This is a genomic window from Pseudogracilibacillus sp. SE30717A, from assembly GCF_037071985.1.
Taxonomy (GTDB): domain Bacteria; phylum Bacillota; class Bacilli; order Bacillales; family Amphibacillaceae; genus Pseudogracilibacillus.
Map to the genome: position 1 here is coordinate 147,044 of NZ_JAXHDF010000002.1, position 25,537 is coordinate 172,580.

Annotated in this window: 29 protein-coding genes, 1 other RNA gene and 1 pseudogene; 28 read left to right on the forward strand and 3 right to left on the reverse strand. The window is 34.1% G+C overall.

Translation table 11 applies throughout. The features are described 5' to 3' along the window. The first annotated feature begins 17 nt into the window (after positions 1 to 17). The 9 genes and pseudogenes from SPD48_RS03465 to SPD48_RS03500 all read left to right on the forward strand — a co-directional run bounded on the left by SPD48_RS03465 (position 18) and on the right by SPD48_RS03500 (position 6,632). The gene (locus SPD48_RS03465) at positions 18 to 554 is read left to right on the forward strand and encodes a YpiB family protein (protein ID WP_336256673.1); all 537 of its coding nucleotides are present in this window, start codon (positions 18 to 20) and stop codon (positions 552 to 554) included. A 15-nt stretch (positions 555 to 569) separates the two neighbouring features. Next, positions 570 to 1,028, forward strand: a complete 459-nt coding sequence (locus tag SPD48_RS03470; RefSeq protein ID WP_336256674.1) for a DUF2487 family protein — start codon at positions 570 to 572, stop codon at positions 1,026 to 1,028. 159 nt (positions 1,029 to 1,187) lie between these two features. Then, positions 1,188 to 1,703: a QcrA and Rieske domain-containing protein gene (locus SPD48_RS03475; RefSeq protein ID WP_336256675.1), complete on the forward strand. Its 516-nt coding sequence runs from the start codon at positions 1,188 to 1,190 to the stop codon at positions 1,701 to 1,703. Positions 1,704 to 1,709: 6 nt separating this feature from the next. Then, positions 1,710 to 2,384 (forward strand): menaquinol-cytochrome c reductase cytochrome b subunit, encoded by a 675-nt coding sequence (gene qcrB / locus SPD48_RS03480; protein ID WP_336256676.1) that lies wholly within the window; start codon positions 1,710 to 1,712, stop codon positions 2,382 to 2,384. A 14-nt stretch (positions 2,385 to 2,398) separates the two neighbouring features. Continuing rightward, on the forward strand, positions 2,399 to 3,181 hold the full coding sequence (locus tag SPD48_RS03485; protein WP_336256677.1) for a menaquinol-cytochrome c reductase cytochrome b/c subunit: 783 nt from the start codon (positions 2,399 to 2,401) through the stop codon (positions 3,179 to 3,181). A gap of 94 nt (positions 3,182 to 3,275) precedes the next feature. Further along, complete coding sequence (locus SPD48_RS03490; protein WP_336256678.1) at positions 3,276 to 3,860, forward strand: DUF1405 domain-containing protein; 585 nt, start codon at positions 3,276 to 3,278, stop codon at positions 3,858 to 3,860. 237 nt (positions 3,861 to 4,097) lie between these two features. Beyond that, positions 4,098 to 4,193 carry a sporulation protein YpjB gene (locus SPD48_RS19895; protein WP_442962108.1) on the forward strand — a complete coding sequence of 32 codons (96 nt, stop codon included), beginning with the start codon at positions 4,098 to 4,100 and terminating at the stop codon, positions 4,191 to 4,193. Positions 4,194 to 4,273: 80 nt separating this feature from the next. Next, on the forward strand, positions 4,274 to 4,951 hold the full coding sequence (locus SPD48_RS03495) for a zinc metallopeptidase (protein WP_336256679.1): 678 nt from the start codon (positions 4,274 to 4,276) through the stop codon (positions 4,949 to 4,951). A gap of 113 nt (positions 4,952 to 5,064) precedes the next feature. Then, positions 5,065 to 6,632, forward strand: a pseudogene (locus SPD48_RS03500) (IS3 family transposase). A gap of 584 nt (positions 6,633 to 7,216) precedes the next feature. On the opposite strand, the gene SPD48_RS03505 reads toward SPD48_RS03500, so the two are convergent. Then, positions 7,217 to 8,086 (reverse strand): YitT family protein, encoded by an 870-nt coding sequence (locus tag SPD48_RS03505; protein ID WP_336256680.1) that lies wholly within the window; start codon positions 8,084 to 8,086, stop codon positions 7,217 to 7,219. A 152-nt stretch (positions 8,087 to 8,238) separates the two neighbouring features. Here SPD48_RS03505 and SPD48_RS03510 point away from each other — a divergent pair, with 152 nt between their 5' ends. The 13 genes from SPD48_RS03510 to nth all read left to right on the forward strand — a co-directional run bounded on the left by SPD48_RS03510 (position 8,239) and on the right by nth (position 18,555). Next, positions 8,239 to 8,577, forward strand: coding sequence for a nucleotide pyrophosphohydrolase (locus SPD48_RS03510; RefSeq protein ID WP_336256681.1), 339 nt, complete (start codon positions 8,239 to 8,241; stop codon positions 8,575 to 8,577). Between the two features lie 25 nt (positions 8,578 to 8,602). Continuing rightward, entirely contained in the window at positions 8,603 to 9,406 is an 804-nt protein-coding gene (dapB, locus tag SPD48_RS03515) for a 4-hydroxy-tetrahydrodipicolinate reductase (RefSeq protein WP_336256682.1), read from the forward strand. Between the two features lie 25 nt (positions 9,407 to 9,431). After that, the gene (gene mgsA / locus SPD48_RS03520; RefSeq protein WP_336256683.1) at positions 9,432 to 9,854 is read left to right on the forward strand and encodes a methylglyoxal synthase; all 423 of its coding nucleotides are present in this window, start codon (positions 9,432 to 9,434) and stop codon (positions 9,852 to 9,854) included. Further along, on the forward strand, positions 9,851 to 10,990 hold the full coding sequence (gene bshA / locus SPD48_RS03525; protein WP_336256684.1) for an N-acetyl-alpha-D-glucosaminyl L-malate synthase BshA: 1,140 nt from the start codon (positions 9,851 to 9,853) through the stop codon (positions 10,988 to 10,990). Before mgsA ends, bshA begins: the two co-directional genes overlap by 4 nt. A gap of 2 nt (positions 10,991 to 10,992) precedes the next feature. Further along, positions 10,993 to 12,192, forward strand: a complete 1,200-nt coding sequence (locus SPD48_RS03530) for a CCA tRNA nucleotidyltransferase (RefSeq protein ID WP_336256685.1) — start codon at positions 10,993 to 10,995, stop codon at positions 12,190 to 12,192. Further along, a complete protein-coding gene (locus SPD48_RS03535) occupies positions 12,168 to 13,145 on the forward strand; it encodes a biotin--[acetyl-CoA-carboxylase] ligase (protein ID WP_336256686.1) in 978 nt (325 codons plus the stop codon). Before SPD48_RS03530 ends, SPD48_RS03535 begins: the two co-directional genes overlap by 25 nt. Before the next feature lie 10 nt (positions 13,146 to 13,155). Then, positions 13,156 to 13,983, forward strand: coding sequence for a 3-methyl-2-oxobutanoate hydroxymethyltransferase (panB, locus tag SPD48_RS03540; RefSeq protein WP_336256687.1), 828 nt, complete (start codon positions 13,156 to 13,158; stop codon positions 13,981 to 13,983). A 14-nt stretch (positions 13,984 to 13,997) separates the two neighbouring features. Then, positions 13,998 to 14,864: a pantoate--beta-alanine ligase gene (gene panC, locus SPD48_RS03545; RefSeq protein WP_336256688.1), complete on the forward strand. Its 867-nt coding sequence runs from the start codon at positions 13,998 to 14,000 to the stop codon at positions 14,862 to 14,864. A gap of 14 nt (positions 14,865 to 14,878) precedes the next feature. Further along, positions 14,879 to 15,262, forward strand: a complete 384-nt coding sequence (gene panD / locus SPD48_RS03550; RefSeq protein ID WP_336256689.1) for an aspartate 1-decarboxylase — start codon at positions 14,879 to 14,881, stop codon at positions 15,260 to 15,262. Positions 15,263 to 15,375: 113 nt separating this feature from the next. Continuing rightward, entirely contained in the window at positions 15,376 to 15,912 is a 537-nt protein-coding gene (locus SPD48_RS03555; RefSeq protein ID WP_336256690.1) for a cell wall elongation regulator TseB-like domain-containing protein, read from the forward strand. 6 nt (positions 15,913 to 15,918) lie between these two features. Next, complete coding sequence (locus SPD48_RS03560) at positions 15,919 to 17,118, forward strand: pyridoxal phosphate-dependent aminotransferase (protein ID WP_336256691.1); 1,200 nt, start codon at positions 15,919 to 15,921, stop codon at positions 17,116 to 17,118. A 78-nt stretch (positions 17,119 to 17,196) separates the two neighbouring features. Further along, on the forward strand, positions 17,197 to 17,871 hold the full coding sequence (locus SPD48_RS03565) for a DnaD domain-containing protein (protein WP_336256692.1): 675 nt from the start codon (positions 17,197 to 17,199) through the stop codon (positions 17,869 to 17,871). A 3-nt stretch (positions 17,872 to 17,874) separates the two neighbouring features. Then, positions 17,875 to 18,555, forward strand: a complete 681-nt coding sequence (nth, locus tag SPD48_RS03570; RefSeq protein WP_336256693.1) for an endonuclease III — start codon at positions 17,875 to 17,877, stop codon at positions 18,553 to 18,555. Between the two features lie 150 nt (positions 18,556 to 18,705). On the opposite strand, the gene SPD48_RS03575 is transcribed toward nth, so the two are convergent. After that, entirely contained in the window at positions 18,706 to 21,408 is a 2,703-nt protein-coding gene (locus SPD48_RS03575; protein WP_336256694.1) for a PBP1A family penicillin-binding protein, read from the reverse strand. A 16-nt stretch (positions 21,409 to 21,424) separates the two neighbouring features. Further along, entirely contained in the window at positions 21,425 to 22,018 is a 594-nt protein-coding gene (gene recU / locus SPD48_RS03580; RefSeq protein ID WP_336256695.1) for a Holliday junction resolvase RecU, read from the reverse strand. Positions 22,019 to 22,310: 292 nt separating this feature from the next. Here recU and SPD48_RS03585 point away from each other — a divergent pair, with 292 nt between their 5' ends. From SPD48_RS03585 to SPD48_RS03610, 6 genes are all read left to right on the forward strand, one after another. Continuing rightward, the gene (locus SPD48_RS03585; protein ID WP_336256696.1) at positions 22,311 to 22,541 is read left to right on the forward strand and encodes a hypothetical protein; all 231 of its coding nucleotides are present in this window, start codon (positions 22,311 to 22,313) and stop codon (positions 22,539 to 22,541) included. A gap of 24 nt (positions 22,542 to 22,565) precedes the next feature. Beyond that, a complete protein-coding gene (locus tag SPD48_RS03590; RefSeq protein WP_336256697.1) occupies positions 22,566 to 22,922 on the forward strand; it encodes a DUF1798 family protein in 357 nt (118 codons plus the stop codon). Further along, positions 22,912 to 23,307 carry a cytidine deaminase gene (locus SPD48_RS03595; protein WP_442962101.1) on the forward strand — a complete coding sequence of 132 codons (396 nt, stop codon included), beginning with the start codon at positions 22,912 to 22,914 and terminating at the stop codon, positions 23,305 to 23,307. The genes SPD48_RS03590 and SPD48_RS03595 overlap by 11 nt, the downstream gene beginning before the upstream one ends. 157 nt (positions 23,308 to 23,464) lie before the next feature. Continuing rightward, entirely contained in the window at positions 23,465 to 23,776 is a 312-nt protein-coding gene (gene gpsB / locus SPD48_RS03600) for a cell division regulator GpsB (protein WP_336256699.1), read from the forward strand. A 45-nt stretch (positions 23,777 to 23,821) separates the two neighbouring features. Beyond that, an RNA gene (gene rnpB, locus SPD48_RS03605) (RNase P RNA component class B) lies at positions 23,822 to 24,203 on the forward strand. Positions 24,204 to 24,318: 115 nt separating this feature from the next. Continuing rightward, positions 24,319 to 25,449: a THUMP domain-containing class I SAM-dependent RNA methyltransferase gene (locus SPD48_RS03610; protein ID WP_336256700.1), complete on the forward strand. Its 1,131-nt coding sequence runs from the start codon at positions 24,319 to 24,321 to the stop codon at positions 25,447 to 25,449. The last annotated feature ends 88 nt before the right edge of the window (positions 25,450 to 25,537 follow it).

Consider the following 25,537-nt stretch of genomic DNA (forward strand, 5'->3'; position numbering starts at 1 on the left):
GAGTTGAACATGATCTAATGCAATTACCTATTTCGATCCAAGCGAAGAAGTATTTTCTAAAATGGTTTATCAGATATTTTGATATACACTCGGATGACATTAACTGGTTTTTAGAAGATTTGCTAGAGGATGAACAAGCATTATTAAATATTCATTTTGTTAGAAATATTGAACATTGTCCAAAAGGAGTAATCATTTCAACTCAAGAATCAAACAATACCTCATTTACGTTTTTTAAAGGAGCGATTCAAACAGAAGACGTATATACTGCTTATCATGAATTACATCTATACTATGAAGAAGCTTTTTATGTACAAATCAATTTTCCTGAATGTGAGTCGCACCCATTATATAAATGCGTATTAGAAGAAGAAAAAATTCAAACAGAAAAAGATAGTCAATATGCAAACGATCTTCTTCAATTCTTATTGGTAAAAGGTAAAAAACAATATTTTGAAGAAAAAATTGATGAGGCATTACAGAAGGGTGACAAACAAAGTTTTTTCTATTACTCAACTAAATTAAAGGCACTTTTAAATGACAGCATAAAATGAGAAAGGAAAATAAAATTGAAATGGATTACTGATGATTTAAAAAAATATGTACAAGCTAAAGAATATATTGATACGCTAATCATTCCTTTAGAAACATTTCATATGTCTCAAGAAGCGAGTTTTGAGAAAGATGCATTTCAAAAAGAAGTATTATCGATTTATACAAATGAAATAGAAAAAGAGTTAAGTGGAAGGGTTCTTTTATCACCTACGTATTCGTACTTAAAAAAAGCTAATTTAGAACAAGAAGCGGAACGATTAAACCAATGGATTAATGATATAAAAGAACAACCATTCACTTTGATCTTTGCCATCACCTTAGATAATCAATGGAAAAAGATCGAGAAAAATTTAGATTGTGAATTGCTTTGGTTACCGGCTATGAAGCCAAGTAATATAAAATCTGAAGAAGCGGTTAAACTCATTCGGAGCCAAGTCGAACAAATTAGTGAATTGATTCGTTCTTATTGGTAAATTATACTATATAACACTAAACAAAGAACGAATTACAAATTATTTGTTACATTTTGTATTAATAATTGACCGACTCTAAACTTTAAGCTATTATTGAATTGTCCTAGTAATAAAATTTTAAAATCTGTCCGTGAAAAACGAGTAAGAGGGGGGAAAACCATGAGTGACAAAAAGCAACAAGTATCCCGTAGACAATTTCTAAACTATTCTTTAACTGGTTTAGGTGGCTTTATGGCTGCAGGTATGCTTGTACCTATGTTACGATTTGCTGTTGATCCAGTTCTTCAAAGTGCAGGAGAAAAAGGAGATTTAGCAAATGTTAAACTATCTGTAGATGATATTACGGATACACCACAACGAGTTGACTGGGAAGTTGAACAAGTTGATGGCTGGTATCGGTCTAACATTAATCGTACAGCATGGGTATTCAAAGATGAAAATGGTGATATTCAAGCATTTTCCCCAGTATGTAAACACCTAGGCTGTTTCGTTTCTTGGGAAGGCAGTGAAGATTATCCAAATGAATTTTTCTGTCCATGTCATGATGGTCGCTATTATAAAGACGGTACAAATGTTCCGCATACGCCACCATTAGCACCACTAGATGTATATGAACAAAAAGTTGAAAATGGAATGTTGTTCCTTGGCGATCCAATACCAAGAAAGGAGGCATAATAAGGTATGATTCAAAAATTATATGATTGGATTGACGAACGAATTGATGTTGCGCCAATTTGGCGTGATATTGCTGATCATGAAGTACCTGAACATGTTAACCCAGCATACCACTTCTCTGCGTTTGTATATTGTTTCGGTGGTCTAACATTCTTCGTTGTAGTCATTCAGGTTCTCTCAGGTATGTTTTTAACAATGTATTATGTACCTGATATTGAAAATGCATGGAAATCAGTATATTATTTGCAGAGTCAAGTTGCACATGGACAAATTGTTCGTGGGATGCACCACTGGGGTGCGAGTGTAATTATTGTCATGTTACTATTACATACAATGCGTGTATTTTTCCAAGGAGCATACAAAAAGCCACGTGAGTTAAACTGGATGGTAGGAGTATTAATCTTCTTTGTTATGCTTGGACTTGGATTTACAGGTTACTTATTACCGTGGGATAACAAAGCATATTTTGCTACTCAGGTAGGTCTTGAAATTGCTGAACAAGTACCGTTTATTGGTTCAGAACTAAAAACGTTGTTAGCAGGTGACCCGACAATTGTAGGAGCACAGACGTTAACGAGGTTCTTTGCAATTCACGTATTCTTCTTACCTGGCGCATTATTTGCGTTACTTGCAGTACACTTTATCTTAATACGTAGACAAGGTATTGCTGGACCACTATAAAAGGAGGGAAAGCTGTGAAGAAAGGTAAAGGGATGCGTTTTGTCGGTGACTCTCGAATTTCCGCTGATAAAACGTCAACAGTACCTAAAGATTATTCAGAATATCCTGGTCGGACGGAAGCATTTTGGCCTAACTTCTTACTAAAAGAGTGGCTCGTTGGGTCCGTGTTTTTGATTGGATTCCTTTGTGCAACAATTGCTGCACCACCTCCATTAGAAGGGGTTGCTGATCCAACAAACGCTAGTTATATTCCGCTACCCGATTGGTATTTCTTATTCTTATATGAATTATTAAAATACGACTTTGCGAGTGGACCATATACTTTATTTGGTATACTCATTTTACCTGGATTAGCTTTCGGCGGGCTTCTACTCGCTCCATTCCTTGATAATGGACCAGGTAGAAGACCACCAAAACGACCAATTGCAGTTGCAATGATGATTCTTGGTTTAGCTTCTGTCATGTGGCTAACATACGAATCAGCATCTGTAGTTGATTGGGAGAAAAAAGCAGCTGATAACAAACCGATCCATCCAGATGAAATGGCTGAGATTGATGTAGAACATCCTGGGTATGCTGTTTATGAAAATAGTTGCTTAGGATGTCATGGTGACTCATTAGAAGGAGGAGCCTCTGGACCATCATTAATAGGAATTGAAGAAGGTCCGGATGAAATTGCTACAATCGCTGTAGAAGGAATTGGAGACATGCCACCAGGAATGTTCTCTGGCACAGATGAAGAATTAGAACAGTTAGTTGATTTTATAATCTCTGTAAATGAAGATGCAGAAGAATAATGAATTAGTTAAGCACCTTTGCCGTAATCAAATGGCAAAGGTGCTTTTCTATCCATATCGAATGATGAGCCTATTTTGAAAGAAGGTGAGATTTTTGAATATTAAATATTTACTTGTATATAAACCATTTTTAATTTTATTATTTATTATCAATTTATTTGGAACTATTTATGGTTATATTTGGTATGAGAGTCAATTAAAAATAACCCCACTAATTTTTATCCCATTTGTACCTGACAGTCCAACGGCGAGTTTATTTTTCACTATTTTTCTCTTGTTTTTTATATTCAATAAAAACGTTCCTTATATAGAAGCTTTAGCAATTACATCTCTATTTAAGTACGGAATATGGGCTGTTGTCATGAATATATTTACATTGATCATAAATGGTTCACTTGAATGGCAAGGGTATATGTTAATTGCTTCTCATGGAGCAATGGCTATACAAGGATTACTTTACGTACCGTATTATAAAATTAAACTAAAGCATTTAACCGTCGCAGGATTAGTTTTATTACATAATGATATTATTGACTATGTGTTTGGAATGATGCCTATTTATGATAAGTTGACTATTTACATGAATGAAATAGGATATTTTACTTTTTGGTTATCTGTGTTCACTATTTTGATTACATATCAATTAACTATAAATCAAAAAAAAGAATTTAATTTTTGAGTACGATTTTACATATATTAAAATTACCTCACATATATTTAATGATAGCATTAAGTTCAAAGTGGGGTGATCTCTATTTCTTTCTTTAATAATAAATTCGTCCTATTTATATGTTCTCTTCTCATAGGGGTCATTATTATATTATTTAGTCTAATCCAACTAAATGAAACGTATGCACGTGGCAATCAAGTTAATGAAGTACACGTATCTACAATCGTTCCTTTTTATTGGATGATTATGCTAATTGGTGGCCTCATAATGATTACATTATCTTATGTAAGTTGGAGAAAATATAGAGCATATGAAAAAAACAAAAAAAAGAGGTCCAAATAATTGACTTACTTTCATAATTTGACTAATATTGACTATAAGGAAATATAACTAACAATCAAAACTATTTGGAGGAATTAGCGATGTCTTTAGGAACTTATTTAATATATATTGCTCTATTGCTTATAATTCCTATGTGGGCACAAATGAGAGTTAAAAATACGTATAATAAATATTCAAAAATTGCAACATCATCTCATATGACTGGTGCACAAGTAGCTAGAAAAATATTAGATGATAATGGATTATATGATGTACAGATTGAAGAAGTCAAAGGGGTATTATCTGATCATTATGATCCTCGTCAAAAAGTGGTTCGATTATCAAGCGGTAATTTTCACGGACATTCCATGGCTGCCGCTGCAGTTGCAGCTCACGAAGTTGGCCACGCCATTCAAGATGCAGAAGAATATGCTTTTTTGAAGTTTAGAACTTCTCTTGTGCCATTAGCATCATTTGGATCCAATTCTGCAATATTTATCATAATAGCTGGTTTCATATTTGGTATGATGAATCTTGTATTAATTGGTATTATTTTTATGACATTTGCAGTATTGTTCCAACTTGTTACATTACCTGTTGAATTCAATGCTTCAAATCGTGCGATGGACCAATTAGTAATGACTGGAATAATTCAAAATAGCGAAGAACGTGAAACGAAAAAAGTATTAAATGCGGCAGCTTTAACATACGTAGCAGCAGCACTAGTAGCAGTAGCAGAATTAATCCGTTTCATTTTTATCTTTGCAAATAATGATTAATTAAAAACTAAATATATTTTAGTTCAAGAAAAATCCGAAAGATTTGATATGCTCCCTTTATAGTAGACAGAGAAATAATAAAAATTCTCTCCTACTATGAAGGGAGTATTTATATGTCTAACAGGACAACGAAGCATACTTTAGATGAACGGATTCGAGGAGTACAAAGCGTTATAGAAAAGAAAAAGTCAATAAGTGCTTTGGCAAGAGAATATGAAGTGAATATAGATACGATGGAATGGTGGGTTCGTAAATACCAAGCGGATGGGATAGACGGCTTGAAAGAATCAAAAAACTGGAAGCAATATCCTGCAGAATTGAAAAAACAGGCGGTAGAATACCATCTTATCCAAGGGCATAGTTTAAGAACAACGTGTAAGGAATTTAACATTTCAACGCATTCCGTTTTACGTGGCTGGATAAAGCTTTATACTAGTGGAGAAGAGATAAAATCCACGAGTAAAGGAAGCGATAAAATGAGTCAGGGGCGTAAAACTACCTTCAAAGAAAGGGTAGAGATTGTACAATATACGATTGCAAATAATACCAATTATCATCAAGCAGCGGAGAAATATGGCGTTTCATATCAACAAGTATACAGCTGGGTTCGTAAATATGTAAAAGATGGAGAGCAGGCCCTTCAGGATCGTCGCGGAAAAACGTTAGAATCCAAGCCTAATCTAACAGAAGAGGAAAAATTACAGCTTCGAATTAAGGAACTAGAACACCGTAATCAATATTTGGAGGCAGAAAATGGTCTCATAAAAAAGTTAAAGGAAATCGAAAGGAGGGGATCGCACGATTAGGGAAACAACTCCCGGAATTTCAAGCGATTCATGAATATCATGAAGAAACAGGCATTCCGATTCAATTATTATGTGATATTTTAAAAGTGTCCCGCTCTGGATATTATAAATGGTTGCATCATACATCAGGGGATCAAGAAAAAGAAAATGTATGGCTGATGAAGAAAATTCAAGAGATTTTTAAACAGGTCGGAGGGATCTATGGTTATCGGCGAATAAGGATGGTTATTCAGCGCAAGTACGAGAAACGATATAATCTGAAACGAATTCGTCGTTTGATGATTTCATTAGGCTTAAAATCTTTTATACGTCGTTCCAATGGATATTCCACCAAAACAAGTTATGTCAACATCGAGGAAAATATTCTTAATCGAGAATTCACGGCAGACAAACCAAATCAAAAATGGGTAACAGATATTACACATTTAAAATATAGTTTGAGCAATAAAGCTTACTTAAGTGTCATCAAAGACCTTTATGATGGTTCGATTGTTGCCTATAAAGTTGGGCACCATAATGATAACAAGCTGGTAATGGAAACAATTAAAGTAGCACTGGAAGCAAATCCAGATGCCACCCCTTTACTACATAGCGACCGAGGCACTCAATATACATCGAAGGAATATCGCTTTGTGACGACAGAAGCTGGGATTACACGCAGTATGTCCCGTGTTGGAAAATGTATTGATAATGCGCTTGTGGAAAGCTTTTTTGGGCATTTTAAGAGTGAGCGTTATGATCTGAGGCAATACAAGAGTTACGATGACTTAGTAGAGGATATTGATCGGTATATCCAATTTTATAATGAAGAACGTTACCAGGAGAAATTAAACAGCCTGACACCGTTGGAATATCGGTACCAGACTGTTGCATAGATTTTTTGTTTTTTCACTGTCTACTTGACAGGGTGCAGTTCAGTATGAATACTTCGGATTTTTTTATAAGTATTTTTAATTAATAATGTTCAATGATATAAACTATGATGTAACCCAAACAATTTGGTATAAACAGCTTCGGCAGAATACTTGCTTTCACCACAGGCATAAGAGCGACATCAGTTCAAGCAACGCTATCACTTGCTTGCACTGTGTCTCCTTTACCGTGGGCACGGCCTCAGCCTCCTCGGAAGCAAATACCGCTTCCTGCGGGGTCTTCGGACTCGTGCTATTCCTACAGGAGTCTACGTATTCTGCCTACACTAGTTAGAATTACTGTAATATAGCGTAGAAAATACACGGAGACTCCTGTGGGAGGAAAGGCATCGGTGAGACCCCACAGGGCAAAGCCCGAGGAGGCTCAACAGCCGCCCACGGAAAGCGCAGTGTATTTTCGTAGTGAGTTATACGCATAACTTTTTTATAAAATACTGTACGGTCTATCTATATTCTACATTAAAAGAACGTAGATAATAACGTTTACATTTATAGTATAACGTTCAATTATGTATATTGTTGTTCAGTTACATATTCAATGGTTGTTTCTTTTCATCTAGGGTAAATCCTTCTCCTAACACTTCATGTACTGAAGTCACAGAAACAAATGCATAAGGATCTATATTATTAATGATGCTTTTTAATTTAACAATTTCATTTTTTCCGACAATACAGTAAATAACGTTTTGCTCATCTTGTGTGAAATAACCCCTTCCACTTAAAACAGTTACTCCTCGGTCCATTTCTTTATTAATTTTATCTGCAATTTCTGTATATTTTTTAGAAATAATAGTTGCTCCCCGCGCCGAATATGCACCTTCCTGAATAAAATCTATTACACGGGCACCAATATAAACAATGAGAAGTGTATACATACCTTTTACTAAGTTCAAGTAAGTAAATATGGAAATCGTGATAACAAGAAAATCAAACATAAACATCGTTCTTCCCATACTCCAACCAACATATTTGTTCACTATCCGAGCAATTATATCAACTCCTCCAGTAGTACCTCCATATCGAAAAATTATTCCCAGTCCAACACCAATAAATACTCCTGCAAAAAGAGCAGCTAACGTCATATCTGATTCCAAATCAATTGGATAAGGATTTATTTGAAAAACAAACAAAAAGAATGAAACCGAAAATGTACCAATTAGGGTATACAGAAACGTTGTTCTCCCCAGCACTTTCCAACCGACAAAAAATACAGGAATGTTCAAAACAATATTCGTAATAGCCGGGTCCCATTTCCACAAAAAATATAGTAATAAAGTGATCCCCGTAAAACCACCTTCTCCTAATTGATTTTGCATATTAAAATGTACAATACCGAACGAAAAAATAGCAGCACCTATGAGAATAAAAAAGATATTTTTTAATCTTAATCCAAACATAGTCTCTCTCCTTCCATACCATCGTAAATTAGTATAGTCAAAATATAGGTATGATACAATGGTAACATCAAATGATTCAGCTAAATAATTTGTCAAATCACGATCTTTTAGCTAACATAAATATAAATTATCCATTAATTTAAGGAGTTTCTATGAAAAAGAATCGAGTATATTCGACAAAAGAAATTGAACAAGAAGTAGATCAGTACATTTCACAATTCAAAGAAGGTTATTTTTCACCGCTTGCTCTAGTAGCCCGATTATCCGAAGAGGTCGGAGAGTTAGCTCGAGAAATTAATCATACATATGGTGAAAAACCTAAAAAGCTAACGGAAAAATCAAAAACAATTGAAGAGGAAATTGGTGACATTTTATTTGTTCTCGCTTGTTTTACAAATTCTTTAGACTTAGATCTTTCGAAAGCTTTTCACCAGACTATTACAAAAATAAACACAAGAGATAAAGATCGTTGGACAAAAATTGATCAATGAACAAGCATCTTGAGGAGGATTTATTATGGCACTGAACGTTGTATTAGCAGGACCGAGAGGGAAGATGGGTACGGAAGCAATCAAAATGATTACAAATGAACATCTATTTACATTAGTTGCTTGTATCGATCGGAAGAATAATGGAAAAACATTAAATGAAATTAATCATATATGTGAAAATAATATTCCCATCTATGTTGATGCGAAAACATGTTTTGAGGAGCTGAAGCCTGATATATTTGTGGATCTGACTATCCCTCAGATTGGGTTCGAACATACAAAATGTGCATTAGAACACAAAATTGCGGCAGTAGTCGGTACATCAGGATTTTCGGGAGAACAAATAGATGAATTATCTATTTTAGCAGAACAAAATAATACTGGTTGTATCATTGCACCTAATTTCGCATTGGGAGCTGTCCTAATGATGTTATTTTCTAAAATGGCAGCAAAGTATTTTCCTGACGTAGAAATAATTGAAAAACATCATGATAATAAAATAGATGCACCATCCGGAACAGCCATGAAAACAATTGAAATGATTAAAGAATCCCGTAAGTCTAAAACACAAGGACACCCAGAGGAATATGAAAGTATACAAGGCTCTCGTGGTGGAAATATTGATGGCATTCGTGTACACAGTATGAGGTTACCGGGATTAGTTGCTCATCAGGAAGTTGTTTTTGGAAGCAAAAGTCAACTTCTTACGATCAAGCACGATTCTTTCCATCGAGAATCTTTTATGGATGGATTAGCACTTGCAATGAACGAAGTTACTAAATTAAATAAATTGGTTTATGGTCTAGAACAGGTGATGGATCTAGATTAAATAAATAATGATCGGTGGGGTTTTTATGAATATTGCATTAATTGCTCATGACAAAAAAAAGAGTGATATGATTGAATTTAGTATTGCTTATGAACATGTATTGAAAGAACATGACTTATATGCTACAGGAACTACAGGAACTAAAATAGAAGAAGCTACAAAATTATCCATTCAAAAGTTTCAATCTGGACCACTAGGTGGTGATCAGCAAATTGGGGCATTAGTTGCCAATAATGAAATGGATATGATTATATTTTTTAGAGACCCACTAACTGCACAACCTCACGAGCCAGACGTAAGTGCATTAATGCGATTATGTGACGTTCATCTCATTCCGCTTGCAACTAATATTGCAGCGGCAGAAATAATGATTCACGGGTTAGAACGTGGTGATTTTACGTGGAGAAAGATCATTAAAGAAAAGAAACTGAATGGTGCCAAACGATGAAAAAAATCGGTATTACATGTTATCCTACCATAGGTGGATCAGGCATCATTGCAACTGAATTAGGTAAGTTGTTAGCCGAAAGAGGATTTGAAATTCATTTTATAACCTCCAGCTTACCTTTTCGTTTAGATTCCATTCATCCGGATATTTATTTCCATGAAGTAGAAATTAGCCATTACCCTGTCTTTCAATACCCACCATATGATTTAGCATTAGCAGCGAAAATGGCTGATGTAATAGACAGGGAAAAAATTGATATTTTACATGTCCATTATGCGATGCCTCATGCAATTAGTGCAATTCTAGCAAGAGATATTGCATCTCATGACGTTAAAATCGTTACCACATTACATGGTACGGATATCACTGTTCTTGGCATCGATCGCATATTTAAAAGGATGATTGCATATGGCATTGAGCAATCAGATGCAGTTACAGCTGTATCAAACGAGCTAGTTAAACAAACGTTACAACAATTAAAAGTTAAAAAGAAGATCGAAGTCATTTATAATTTTGTGAATGAGAAAGAATATTACAAAAAAGACAAGGATTATATTAAAGATTATTACGAAATTCATCCGGATGAAAAAGTTATCATACATATTTCTAATTTTAGAAAAGTGAAACGTATTCAAGATGTTATCTATACGTTTGAAAAGATTCAAAAGCATGTTAAATCTAAACTACTTTTAGTAGGTGATGGACCAGAGCTACAAACAGCATTTGAATTAGTCAATAAATTAGCGCTGACAGAAAAAGTCGTTTTTTTAGGAAGGCAAAAAAACATTAGTGATTTACTATCCATTTCGGATTTAAAACTTTTAATGTCTGAACAAGAGAGTTTTGGTCTAGTTTTACTAGAGGCAATGGCTTGTGAAGTTTCAACGATTGGAACGAACATTGGTGGGATTCCAGAAGTAATATCCCATGGTGAAACAGGATATATCGTGGAGCTTGGGGATACAGAAACTGCAGCTAATTACGCTATTTCTTTATTAAATGATGAAAAGTTATTAAAAAAATTTTCCGCGCAAGCGTTGAACAGAGCCCAGACACTATTTCATTCTGAACATATTGTTGAGCAATATATTATGTTATACAAAAAATTACTGTCAGATACTATAAAAGGTGAATAACAATGTTAATGAATATTTTTGAAGAGGCAGCTGAAGTTATTACTAGATTAGAAAACAATGGATATGAAGCATACTTTGTCGGAGGGTGTGTGAGGGACTCGCTGCTTCAAAGAGAGATCAAAGATGTAGATATCGCTACATCTGCTTCACCTGAAAAAGTACAAGAATTATTTGAAAAAGTGATCCCTGTAGGTGTAGAGCATGGCACGGTCGTCGTAAGATACAAAGGAAAATCATACGAAGTGACTACATTTCGAAAAGAGGGAACATACTCCGATCAAAGACATCCAGACGAAGTAATTTTTATTAACAATATTGACGATGATTTAAAAAGAAGGGACTTTACCATTAACTCTTTAGCAATGAATAAAGAAGGCGAGATTATTGATCTTTTCAATGGGAGAGCTGATATTGAACAAAGGATCATTCGCTCTGTCGGTAATCCAAAAGATCGATTTTTAGAAGATCCTTTACGTATCATACGCGCATTACGTTTTGCAAGTCAACTCGGATTTCAAATTGAGAAGAATACATTTCTCCAAATGAGACAGCAACAGAAAGAAATCGAAACAGTAGCGGTCGAAAGATTAACGATCGAAATCACGAAGTTATTTCAGGGAGAATATGTTCAAAATGGGTTAAACTATTTGATCGAAGTGGAAGCTTTCAAATATTTACCCATTTTTAAAAATCATAAATCATTGATTAAAAAACTTCCGCCATTAACAGCTTTTCATTCTTTCGCGGAAGTAATCGCACTATTACATTATTTAGATAAAAGTATATCTATCTCACAGTGGGTGAAAGAATGGAAATGTTCAAACAAGGTAAGATCTGAAGCAATTAATTTATCCGAGTCAATTGAATACTACTACAAAAGCGGATTGGATGCTTGGCTAATTTATCGTTTACATTATTCAAACGTTAAAGCTTTTACTCATCTAGTTAAAATAATCAGTAATGATTTAAACTATTCATCCAACGAATTAACTACGTATAAAAAACAATTACCTATCCAAAAGAGAGTAGACTTAGATTTCGATGGACATGACTTACACACTGTTTTCCCCGATTTTAAAAAGGGACCGTGGATGAACAAGCTATTAGAGGATTTAGAATATCGTGTTGTAATGCGTTACTTGGAAAATAAAAAACCTAAAATAAAGGAGTGGATTATATGTCATCCACCCGAAATAAATTAATTGAATTATTATCAAAAAATGAGGCTCAATATATTTCAGGACAACTTTTATCTGAACAACTAAATATTTCAAGAAGTGCTATATGGAAACATATGAACGAATTAAAAAAAGATGGATATGAGATTGAGGGAAAGGCTAAAAAAGGGTATCGAATAATTAGCTATCCAAATAAAATAAGTGAAAATACTATTTCTTGGGGCTTACAGACTGACTGGTTAGGCAAAAAAATTGTCTATCGTGACTCCATTACTTCCACTCAACGTTTAGCGCATGAATTAGCGCTGGATGGAGCAGAACATGGTACTATTGTAATTGCTGATGAACAAACTAAGGGAAAAGGGAGAGTTGATCGTAATTGGCACTCCCAAAAAGGAAAAGGTATTTGGATGAGTGTCATTTTAAGACCAACCATCTTACCATATTTAGCCCCTCAGTTAACATTATTAACGGCTACTGTATTAGCAAATGTAATCGACCAATATGCTAAAATAAAACCACAAATTAAATGGCCGAACGATATTTTAATTGATAGTCGAAAAATGGCTGGAATATTAACAGAGATGCAAGCAGAACAAGACCATGTTTTATATGTTATTGTAGGTATGGGGATAAATATTAATCAGGATCAATCTGATTTACCTGACGATATTCTAAATAAAGCTACATCTTTACGGATTGAAACAGGCCAAGAGTGGGAAATGCTGCCAATGATTCAGCAAATTATTGAAACATTTGAATCAAAGTATATGCATTATATAGACAATGGATTTAAAGAGGTAAAACAAAACTGGGAAAATTATGGATTTAGATTAAATGAACGTCTTCAAATTAATTCAGGTAATAAACGATGGGAAGGTTTGTTTTTAGGCATAGCTGAAGATGGAGCTCTTTTAGCAAAAACAGACACTGGAATAATTGAAAAAGTGTATTCCGGTGAAATTTCATGGTTTTAAGGAGGATATCATGTTAAATATTAATGATTTAGCAAAAATGAAAATGAATAAAGAGAAGATAGCCATGCTCACTGCATACGACTATCCGTCGGCAAAACATGTCGAAGCGGCTGGAGCGGATGTTATATTAGTCGGGGATTCACTTGGAATGGTTGTATTAGGTTATTCGTCTACTACACAAGTCACGGTTGATGATATGATCCACCACGCAAAATCTGTAAGACGTGGAGCTACAAATACAATTGTAGTAGTGGATATGCCTTTTATGTCTTATCATGCTTCTTTAGAACAGTCTATCATGAATGCTACGAAAATTTTTCAGCAAACAGATGCCCAAGCATTAAAAATTGAAGGTGCTTCTGAAGAAATCATAACGTTAACAGAAAGGCTTACAGATGGTGGGATACCAGTAGTAGGACATTTAGGTTTAACTCCGCAAACTGTGAATGTTTTAGGAGGATATAAGGTTCAAGGAAAAGATGAAGCTGCAAGTAAAAAATTACTTGAAGATGCAAATAGGCTTGCTGCAGCAGGTGCCGTCGCACTTGTATTAGAATGTATTCCTCAGGAACTTGGAAAATTAGTTACAGAGGAAATAGATATTCCTACAATTGGAATTGGAGCTGGAGCAGATTGTGATGGTCAAGTTTTGGTGTATCACGATCTTCTGCAATATGGAGTAAGTCATTTACCTAAATTTGTTAAGACATACGCTAACTTTAATTTATACGGCACTCAAGCATTAGAAAATTATGTACAAGATGTAAAAGGAAATAATTTTCCATTAGAAGAACATTCATACCGTATTCAAAAAAAAGATTTATTACCAAAAGGATAAAGTGAGAAAAAGTCATGAAAATTATACGTACTGTACAAACTATGATGAAAGAAATGGAATTATTAAAAGATAAAAAAGTCGGTTTTGTACCAACTATGGGTTATTTACATGAAGGACATCTTTCACTCGTTGAGACAGCAAAAAAGGAAAATGATATCGTCATAATGAGCATTTTTGTAAATCCACTCCAGTTTGGTCCAAATGAAGATTTTGATCAATATCCAAGGGATGAGCAAAAAGACGCTGAAGTTGCCAAACAAGCAGGAGTAAGTATTTTATTCATTCCAACTGTTAATGAAATGTACCCGGATGAAATGAGTATTAATATGACTATTGGTAAAGGGTCAAATGTATTATGTGGAAAATCAAGACCAGGTCATTTCGATGGAGTTATTACTGTATTAACAAAACTATTTCATATGACTCAACCGACAAATGCATATTTCGGATTAAAAGATGCCCAACAATTTGCGATGGTTAATTCATTGATTTCAGAATTAAATTTTCCAATCCAATTAATCGGTCTTCCAACAGTTAGAGAATCAGATGGATTAGCGAAAAGTAGTCGAAATGTCTATTTATCGTCTATGGAAAGAACAGACGCTACGGCACTATATTCAGCATTAAAGTTGGGACAGAAATTAATAGTTGACGGAATCAAAAATCCTGTTACTATTATAAAAGAAGTAGAAAATTTCATTCGTACATCAACAAAAGGTTCAATAGACTATGTGGAATTGTTAAGTTTTCCAAACTTAGAAAATGTTGTTATTATTAATGAGCAAATTATCCTAGCTGTAGCGGTTAAATTTAAAAAAGCACGATTAATTGATAATATCATCCTCAATCCAGATGGTTCACAATTAGATCGTATAAATTAAGGGGGAAATTTTAAGTGTTTCGTACAATGATGAAATCAAAAATTCATCGAGCTCGTATAACTGAAGCAAATTTAAATTATGTTGGGAGCATTACAATTGATCAAGATATTTTAGATCAAGTGGACATCTTGCCCAACGAGAAAGTTCAAATTGTAAATAATAATAATGGTGCGAGACTCGAAACATATGTAATCCCGGGTGAAAGAGGCAGCGGAATAATTTGTTTAAACGGAGCAGCAGCTAGACTAGTTCAAAAGGATGATATTATTATTATTATATCTTACGCAACTGTTTCTGAAGAAAATTTAACATCACATCGTCCTAAAATAGCTATTATGAATGAAAAAAATCAAATAGAACAATTTATTGAAGAAGAACCACCGCTTACTATTCTGTAAACAGAGCTCTTATCTAAAGCAGATAAGAGTTTTTTAAGTACTTATCATACATGTCTTTTACTTTATAAAATAGTGGTGATAAAATTGATAGGTGGACATTTGGTGAATAGTTTATGAAGCAAATCAATTATTGGTTAAATTGGAAGCGAATATTCATATTAGTTGCAGTCTTACTATTTTTACTTATATTAACGTTTTTCATTTATACGTATATCCAAATTGAAAAATCAAAAATTACAGATGGCGAAAAGACGGAGCAATTTGTTTTAAATGAAACAGATTTAACAAAAATTGATGAAATTTATCAATTTCAAGAGAAAGAAGCATTTCATATACTATTAGGAAGCGATGGGAATGGAAAGCAATCATTTGTTTTTGTTCCACTTAAGAAATCTTTGACAAAAAACGACTTAATTATCCTTCCAGTAAATGATTTGGTGTCAATAGAGCAAATAGAAAATGAATGGCAAAAAAATTGTTCACAATGTACTTTACTTCATTCTTCTCCAGCGATGATTGACGAACATCCTTTGTGGGAACTTACCTATACAGATCATTCCAATCGATATGTTATCGAGTACATCTCATTAAAGGACGGAACAACGTTTGAACAGTTAAAATTACTTAGAAAGTATAGTAAGAGAGGTTGAATAATTTTGGAATTATCAAATAGAGTTCAAGCATTAAGTCCATCTTCTACATTAGCTATTTCTGCTAAAGCGAAGGAACTAAAAGATCAGGGATACGATGTAATTGGTTTAGGTGTTGGGGAGCCTGACTTTAATACACCTGAGTATATTATCAAGGCAGCAAAAACTTCAATGGATAAAGGTTTTACTAAATATACACCATCAGGCGGTATTCCTGAGTTAAAAAAAGCTATTATAAATAAATTTAAGATTGATAATCAGTTAGAGTACGAATTAAACCAAATTATTGTGACAGTCGGCGCAAAATATGCATTATACGCATTATGTCAAGTTATTTTAAATGAAGGTGACGAAGTGATTGTACCGACACCGTACTGGGTAAGTTATCCGGAACATGTTAAATTAGCGGGGGGAAATCCTGTTTACGTCGAAGGATTAGAAGCCAATAATTTTAAAATTACTAAAGAACAATTGGAATCCGTTATTACGTCGAAAACAAAAGCAGTCATTATAAATTCACCGAGCAATCCGACAGGTATGATGTATACAAAAGATGAATTGCAACAATTAGGAGAAGTTTGTGTTAAGCATAATATATTAATTATCTCCGATGAAATCTATGAAAAGTTAATCTATACCGAAGAGAAACATGTATCGATCGCTTCTTTATCTAATGAATTAAAAGAACAAACTGTGATTATTAATGGAGTTAGTAAATCGCATGCAATGACCGGTTGGAGAATTGGTTATGCTGCAGGTCCTGCATATATTATTGAAGCAATGACAAATCATGCTTCCCATGCCACATCGAATCCGACATCGATTGCACAATATGCAGCACTAGAAGCGTATAATAATAAAAAAGAGAATGAAGAAATCAATCAAGAAATGAAAGAAGTTTTCTCATCGCGACTAGATAAATTTTATCAATTAATTACCTCAATACCAGGAATATCATGTGATAAACCAAAAGGCGCATTTTATATATTTCCTAATGTAGAGAGGGCGGCAAGCCTAGGTGGATATGATTCAGTTGATGATTGGGTAGCAGCATTATTAGAAGCAGAAAAAGTTGCTTTAGTACCTGGATCAGGATTTGGAGCACCAAACAATGTTCGCTTATCGTACGCAACATCAATGAATTTATTAGAAGAAGCGGCTATACGAATTGAACGTTTTGTAAAAAACTCATTACAACATAATTAAATCTTAAAAATTCCTTATTGTTTATAAGGAATTTTTATTTTGATTTTCATGTTATACTTATAAACAGGGGTGTATGATATGACAAAAAAACTTTCCTTTCAACATATTTTTATAAATCAATTATCCATACCAATTCAACTATTAACCGATTATCGTTCTATCGGGTTAAATGAACAAGACGTTGTGTTACTCCTACAAATACATCGGTTTTTACAGGAAAATAATGAATTTCCAACACCTTCTGAAATTGCATCAACGTTAACGATCTCAGAATCAGAATGTGTGAATAATTTACGTAAGTTAATCCAAAGAAATGTTTTAGAAATTAAAGAATTGCGAAATGAACAAAATCAATTAAGTGAAGCATATAGCTTAGATCCATTGTGGGAAAAGCTTTTTACTGAAAATACTAATATTGAACAAACAGAGGGAACAATCTTCATTCTATTCGAACAAGAATTTGGAAGACCTTTATCTCCATTTGAAATAGAAACGATCAACGTTTGGTTGGATGAGGATCATCTGGCCCCTTCATTAATTAAAGCGGCATTACGTGAATCTGTTTTGTTAGGAAAATTAAATTTTAAATACATAGATCGAATTTTACGCGAATGGAAAAGAAAAGGGATCCATACGGTAGAACAAGCAAGAGAAGAAAGCAAGTCATTTAGAAATCGTCAAATTAAAAAGCAATATACTACACAGAAAAGAGATACTTCCGTTTATTTTAACTGGCTAGAAGGGGGAGAGTAATCCATGTTAAATAAGACTCAAATACGATTTTGTTTAGACCAAATGGCTGAAATGTTTCCAAACGCACATTGTGAACTTATTCATGATAATCCTTTTGAATTATTAATAGCAGTCTTGTTATCGGCTCAAACGACCGACGTAAATGTTAATAAAGTTACGGAAAAGTTGTTTGATAAATATAAAACTCCTGAAGATTTTTTAGCTGTAAAACTTTCTGAATTGGAACAAGATATTAGATCGATCGGATTATATCGAACAAAAGCAAAAAACATTCAAAAATTATGTAAAAAACTTATACATGATTATAATGGTATTGTGCCAGAAACAAGAGAAGAACTAGTTCAACTTGCCGGAGTGGGAAGGAAAACAGCTAACGTAGTTATGTCAGTTGCTTTTAATAAACCTGCCATTGCAGTGGATACTCATGTTGAACGAGTTGCAAAGCGATTAGCCTTTTGCCGATGGAAGGATTCGGTATTGCAAGTAGAAGAAACATTAATGAAAAAAATACCGGAAGATGAGTGGAGTGTTTCACATCACCGTTTTATTTTCTTTGGACGATATCATTGTAAAGCAGCAAATCCGAATTGTCCAGAATGTCCATTATTAACGGTATGTAGGGAAGGCAAAAAAAGAATGAGAAGAGCTAACAAAGTAGAAACTGAACATGCAACAAAAAAATAATATTATAAAATAAAGAGTACACTAAAATAAATTGCAGAATTTCTATGAGTATCATTTTCCTAAGTATAATAGAAAACAAAAAATGGTTTCGAATATCGTTATAAGATATTCGAAACCATTTTAATTATTCATAAGCAGAGAATACTTTATTTATTCATCAGAATTATCCTCGTTGTCATTTTCTTCTTCTCTATTGCCTTCGTTATCCTCGTTGCCTCCGTTGTTCTCTTGCTCGTCATTATTTCCAGAATTATCTTCTTTATTTCCTTCAACTGTTATACTCGTACTTCTCGATTCTCCTCGAGCCCCATCAGCTATTGGCGTAACGGTTATAGTATAAGTTGTTCCAGGTGAAGCACCATTAATTTGAACATTATTCGATTGGACTGTCTGCTTTTGTCCATTAATATCTACTTCAAATTGAGCTGGCGGGCCATTATATTGCCATGATGCTTTAATTGAATTATTTGCAGAATTATAACTTGCATTTAATCCATCTACTGCAGGTAAGTCTTCACCGTCAGAGTCGTCGTCTTCATCTTCTCCACCCGATACTGTGACTGAAGTAGATTTCGGTTCACTTTTCATGTTGTTATCATTATCAATTGCAGTTACTTGAATTGTGTATGATTCACCTGATTCAGGTTCTGTGATACTTACTGCTAAATCATTTGTTGTCGTTAGCTGTTTAAAGTCACCATCCCCGACTTTATAAGCTACTTCGAAAGATATGTTACTTTCTTCATCTTTACTATAATCCCATGAAACGTCAATTGCTTGCTTATCCTCACTGTAAACTGCTGAAAGATTACTTACAGGATCAAGTTGATCAAATTTTTCAGATACTGTTTTTGGCTCAGTTCCTTTAACAAATAGTTCGGTTACAATGTTTTCTTTTGGCGTATGATCGCTTGGCAATGCAGGTGGGTTTGATCCTTTTTCAACTGCAACCTCTACAACAGATTCCGGTTTAGTGAAGTCCGGTGTCTCAATATCTTTTGAAATTTCCGTCATCGTATTTTTAAAAAGTTCATGCGGAATTTTAGTATTCTCGATTATTCGGTTATTTTCTTCATATCCAGTCCAAATGGCAATGGAATAGTTTGTCGTATATCCAGCAAACCATGAGTTATTTGCTCCAGATTTACCTTCTATATTTGTTGTTCCAGTCTTTCCAGCTACAGGCATTCCAGGAATATTTGCTTGTGTACCTGTTCCACTGCTAAGAACAGATTTTAGCATGTCTGTAACCATATATGCTGTATAATCTGACATGGCTGCTTCAGGTTCTGGTTTTAAATCCACTACTGATCCATCTGGAAATTCTACTTTTGTCACTGCATGTGGTTGTATATAAATTCCTTCATTTCCAAAAGCACTAAATGCACCAGCTAATTGGAGAGGGGAGACATTTGTTTTTGTGCCTCCAATAACATCTCTTACATTTAACTGTTCGTCGGCAAAGTCTATCCCTAAGCCCTCTGCAAATTCTTTTGCACGATCTGCACCAACTTCTTCGAATGTTTTAACTGCGGGAACGTTTAATGATTGAGCTAATGCATAGCGTGCTGACATCCAACCCTGATACTGTCGATTCCAGTTACGGATTGGATTGGATCCACCCGCTTCATATGGTTTGTCATCGTTAATTTGATGATAAGTTGACCATTTTTCATATTCGATTGCAGGTCCAAAGGCTAAAATTGGTTTGATCGTTGAACCTGGTTGTCTATAAGCATCAATTGCGTAGTTAGAGCCGAAAGGTGTTTCTCGGTTTCTACTCCCGCCAACTGCTCGTATTGCGCCAGATTTTGTATCTACAACGACCATACCTGCTAATAATTCATCATCTGGATAATTTATCGGATTTGAATCGCCATCTGTTAATAAAAACTCTACATGGTCTTGAACACTAGTATCCAGTGTAGTATAAATCTTTAAACCTGCTGAGTTAATATCTACACCATCTAATTTTTCATCTAATTCTCTTTCTACTTGTTGAATAAATGCGTCATATGGAAATGATTTTGGTTTTTTATCTGTCAATACGCTTGCCACATCGACTTTTCTCGCTTCATCTGCTTCTTCCTGGGTTATTTTCCCGTGACGAACCATTAATTTTAAAACTGTATCTACACGTTCCTGCATTAAATCAGGATTTTCAAAAGGATTATATGCAGTAGGCCGTTGTGGTAAACCAGCTAACATTGCCGCTTGAGTTAAAGATAGATCTTGTAAATCTTCAATACCAAAATAAATTTCGGCTGCTTTTGCAACCCCATATGCATTACTACCATAAAATATTTTATTTAGATACATCTCCAAGATCTGTTCCTTAGAATATTGACGTTCTAATTGTAAAGCTAACCATTGTTCTTGTACTTTTAATTTAATTGATTTTTCAGGAGTTAAAAACATATTTTCTACAACTTGCTGCGTAATGGTACTAGCTCCCTCAGATCCGAAACCATGTTGAATATTCGCTTTGACTGCACCAGCGATTCTTCGTAAGTCAATCCCTTTATGTTCAAAAAAGCGTGCATCTTCAGTCGCAGTAACCGCATCGATCAATACTTCTGGTAAGTCATCATATCGAACTTTAATTCTATTTTCAGCACCTATATCTGCAAACGGCTCTCCATCTTTATTGTAAAATTGTGAAGAATAGGGGACATCCAATTTCTCCGGATCGAGTTTTGGAGATGTTGCAATAAAATACGCGAATACAATCATTCCTGCTAATCCGATCACCAAAATAATAAGCAATAAAGATGTGGCTATTTTTTTCCATAAAGGCTTTTTAGTTTTTTGTTGTTTTCTTCTTCTTGCTGTTCTTGAATTACTTGTAGCCATTCAAACTTCCTCCATTCTAAAAATAGAGCCGATCGATAATCTCTAAATAATCAACTCTCGCCTGATACTTAAACGGGATCAACCAACCCTCTTTTTGAAAAATGGAATAAGGGATAGATTTAGGTCCGTCTTTTAACATTTGTTTCCAATATAATAATAATATTTCTGATTTAATGAAATATGTTTCATTATGTGTTGTAAATCGAATGATTCCGAAACTAATTCCTCCATGATTGAGGATAGATTCCATATGCCTAAATTGATGTTCATGTATATTCGCCAATGGAAACAGAGTTTTATTTTTCGTTTCTTTTGCCTCAAAGTCAATATATTTTCCATTATAGACACCATTATAATCGGTTGTTGATTTAGCTTGAAAATAACCTTCTGTAATAACTGCAGCACTTCTTTTGGGATAGTGGACTTTAACAATCTGAATCGGTGTTGGTTTTTTATGAATAATTGCCTTATTTAATTCTAGATAATATTCATTTGTAGCATTAATATCTTCCTCAAGACTCATCCCACGATTGCTATACGTATTTGCTACATTCAAAGAAGGTTGTTTATTGAAATTAGCCTGCTTTCTAATCCCGCCAGGATATTTCATTAAATCCCTCCTGCCCGCCATATAATAATACCAGTTTTCAATAAAAAGTTATAGTACGTATCCATATTTATTATAACTGAAAAAAAAGTTTAGAAACAAACTTAAAACTTAATTAACTATTAAATAATATCGTTGCAATATATTCGGACACATTTTCGACAAAGTAATCTAATGTATGGAATTTCAAATATTTTGCATTTTATTAACCAGTTATGTCGGATAGAAAGGATAGGGTAGGGCAATGCCGAATACATGTTAGTAATACTATAAAAGAAAGGTTCGGTGGTCGAATATGGAAGCTGTTCAGTTACGGAAGTTTCAAGTAGAAAAGCCACTTTATTCGGATAAAGAGTTAGAAAGAGAGATTTCCAATTTAATGATTAAATTTAGACAAATCGATATTAAATATGGTTTAATGGTTAGAAGAGAAATATATAATATGTATGATGACCGTTCAAAATTAATTGCTTATTCTGAAAAATTTATTAACCAATCATTAATGCAGAATCATATTAATACTTAAAATAGTGGATGGAGATAGCAAGTGATGGAACATCTTCAAATATTAACAAAACAATTAAATAACTATTTAGATAAATTACTAACTGAATTTGAACAAGGAAAGAAACCTAGCGACGATAAAACATTTTTTACTTTTGTAAAACAAGAGACAGAACCATATTTTTTAGCTCTCGAAGAATGGGAAAAAATTGCATTAATCTTTATAAAGAATAAATCAAATTTATTACATCCTCAACAAATCAATTCTACAAAAGAAAATATGGAAGCTCTAATGTTACATAGTTATTATAAAGATGTCAGGAAGAGGAGATATATGGAAATGAATAAATCTTGCCGTTACATATTTCATCAGTTAATAAAGGAGTTTGAACATGAAAAATAAGCTAATTCTTACAGCTAAAGAGGCACTGGAGAATGCATATGTCCCTTATTCAAACTTTAAAGTGGGTGCCGCTTTACTTACAAAGTCAGGAAAAGTGTATTCAGGATGCAATATTGAAAATTCTTCTTTCTCTCTTGCATGTTGTGCGGAAAGAACTGCCATATTTAAAGCAATATCTGAAGGTGAAATAGAACTGATCTCCATGGCAGTAATAGCCGATACAGAAGGTCCTGTAAGTCCTTGCGGGGCATGCCGTCAAGTTATGACAGAGTTTTTCACAAGCGATGCCCAAATATATTTATCAGATTTACAAGGTAATATAATGGAGACAACCGTTAAAGATTTATTGCCTTATTCATTTTCATTACAAGAAAATAAGAATTGAAATGAAGATTTAAAGGAAGCTTTGTTTTAAGCTTTCTTTTTTAATGATATAATAATAGAAAGACACTTTGCATAATTTTTAAGATATAATAATAAAATGACTAGTAGACGAGCAGTTTGGATGAGAATAAGGCCTACAAAATTATTGAGGTGATTTTATGACGGTAAATAGAGTTCAACTAAGTGTGAACGATATATTAGAAAAAGAATTTAAAAAATCGATGCGAGGATATAATGAAGAGGATGTAGACGAATTTTTAGATATTATCATTCAAGATTACGAAGCTTTAAATGCAGAAATTGAACGACTTCGACAAGAGAATGAGCGTTTTAAAAAGAGCTCTGACCATCAGCAGCCAGTAACTCGCCGGCAAACTACACAACCACAAGCAAATTATGATGTTCTAAAACGGTTATCAAATTTAGAAAAAGCAGTTTTTGGACAAAAATTAAATGAAAAAGAAGGATAATTTCCTGTATATTAAATTGTAAACTTGTGTTATACTATTAAATGAATACTTGTGTAATCGCTGCGCATTTTTGCGTAGAGGAAAGTCCATGCTCACACAGACTGAGATGTTTGTAGTGTTCATGCTTGATGAAGTCATAAGTCAAGGTAACCTAAACTAGGTTAACGGCAGGAGTTTATTCCTATAGTCTGTATAGATATGGAATAAAGCCTTGAAAGTGCCACAGTGACGAAAACGAATGGAAACATTCTGAAGTGGAACGGGTAAACCCCATGAGTGAGCAACCCAAACAATGGTAGGGGCATCCTCCTAGTAGGAAAAAGGAACGAAAAGAGGGACAAGTTTATCTTGTAGATAAATGATTACAACCGAAGTACAAGGCTGACCACCGTTTGCAGTACAACGGAACAGAACATGGCTTACAAAGTATTCAGGAAGGTCTAAATATGTTGTTTAGAGAACCTATCTATCAGTAAAAGATAAGCTGCTAGTAGGTTTTTTATTTTAGTCAATATGAAATGAACTGTAGAAAGGAATATTTTATGACACAACAAGTAACGTTAATTGCAACGAGTGCAATGGGGTTAGAATCTATTGTTGCAAATGAAGTAAGAAACTTGGGATATAACCCGACAGTTGATAATGGAAAGATAACGTTTCAAGCTCCTTTATCAGCAATTCCACGATGTAATCTGTGGTTACGGGTTGCTGATCGTGTAAAGTTAGTCGTTGGAGAGTTTAAGGTAAAAACATTTGATGAACTGTTTGAGGCAGTAAAGGCACTTCCTTGGGAAAGGTTTATTCCGGAGGATGGAGCTTTTCCAGTGACTGGTAAATCACATAAATCAACATTATTTAGTGTTTCTGACTGTCAAGCAATTACAAAAAAAGCGATCGTGGATCGATTGAAATTAAAACATGGAATTGCTCATAAAATGCCAGAAACCGGCCCATTATACAAAGTAGAGGTAGCTCTTTTAAAAGATATTGCAACTTTAACAATAGATACAACTGGACCTGGATTACATAAACGGGGATATCGCATCGGCCAAGGAGATGCACCATTACGCGAGACGCTCGCTGCTGCTTTAATTTCATTAACGAATTGGAACCCAGATAAACTTTTAATCGATCCTTTCTGCGGATCTGGAACCATTCCAATTGAGGCAGCCTTAATTGGACAAAATATCGCACCTGGTTTTAATCGGGAATTTGCATCTGAACAGTGGAATTTTATTAAGGATAAATTATGGGAAAAAGCATTTGAAGAAGCAGAAGATTTAGCAAATTACGATCAACCATTAGAAATAGTTGGTTCTGATATTGACCATAAAATGATCGGAATCAGTAAAAATAATGCACTGGAAGCAGGCCTAGGGGACTTAATTACATGGAAACAAATGCAACTCAGTGATTTGTCAATTAAGCAAGACAATGGTTATTTAGTTGGGAATCCGCCTTATGGAGAACGGATAAAAGACGAAAACTATGTAACAAATCTATATAAGACGTTAGGAGAACTAATGCAATACCACGAAACGTGGAACATATATATTTTAACTTCTTTTAAAAATTTTGAAAAAGTGTATGGAAAAGAAGCGACAAAAAAGAGGAAACTATTTAACGGCTTTATTGAAACAACATATTATCAATATTTTGGAAAAAATAAATAAAGAACGTGGACAAAAACTCAGCTAGATACCAATAAAGGAATTCAGTAGATACTGGATTCCTTTTTTTATTCGGTTATAAAACAATCAA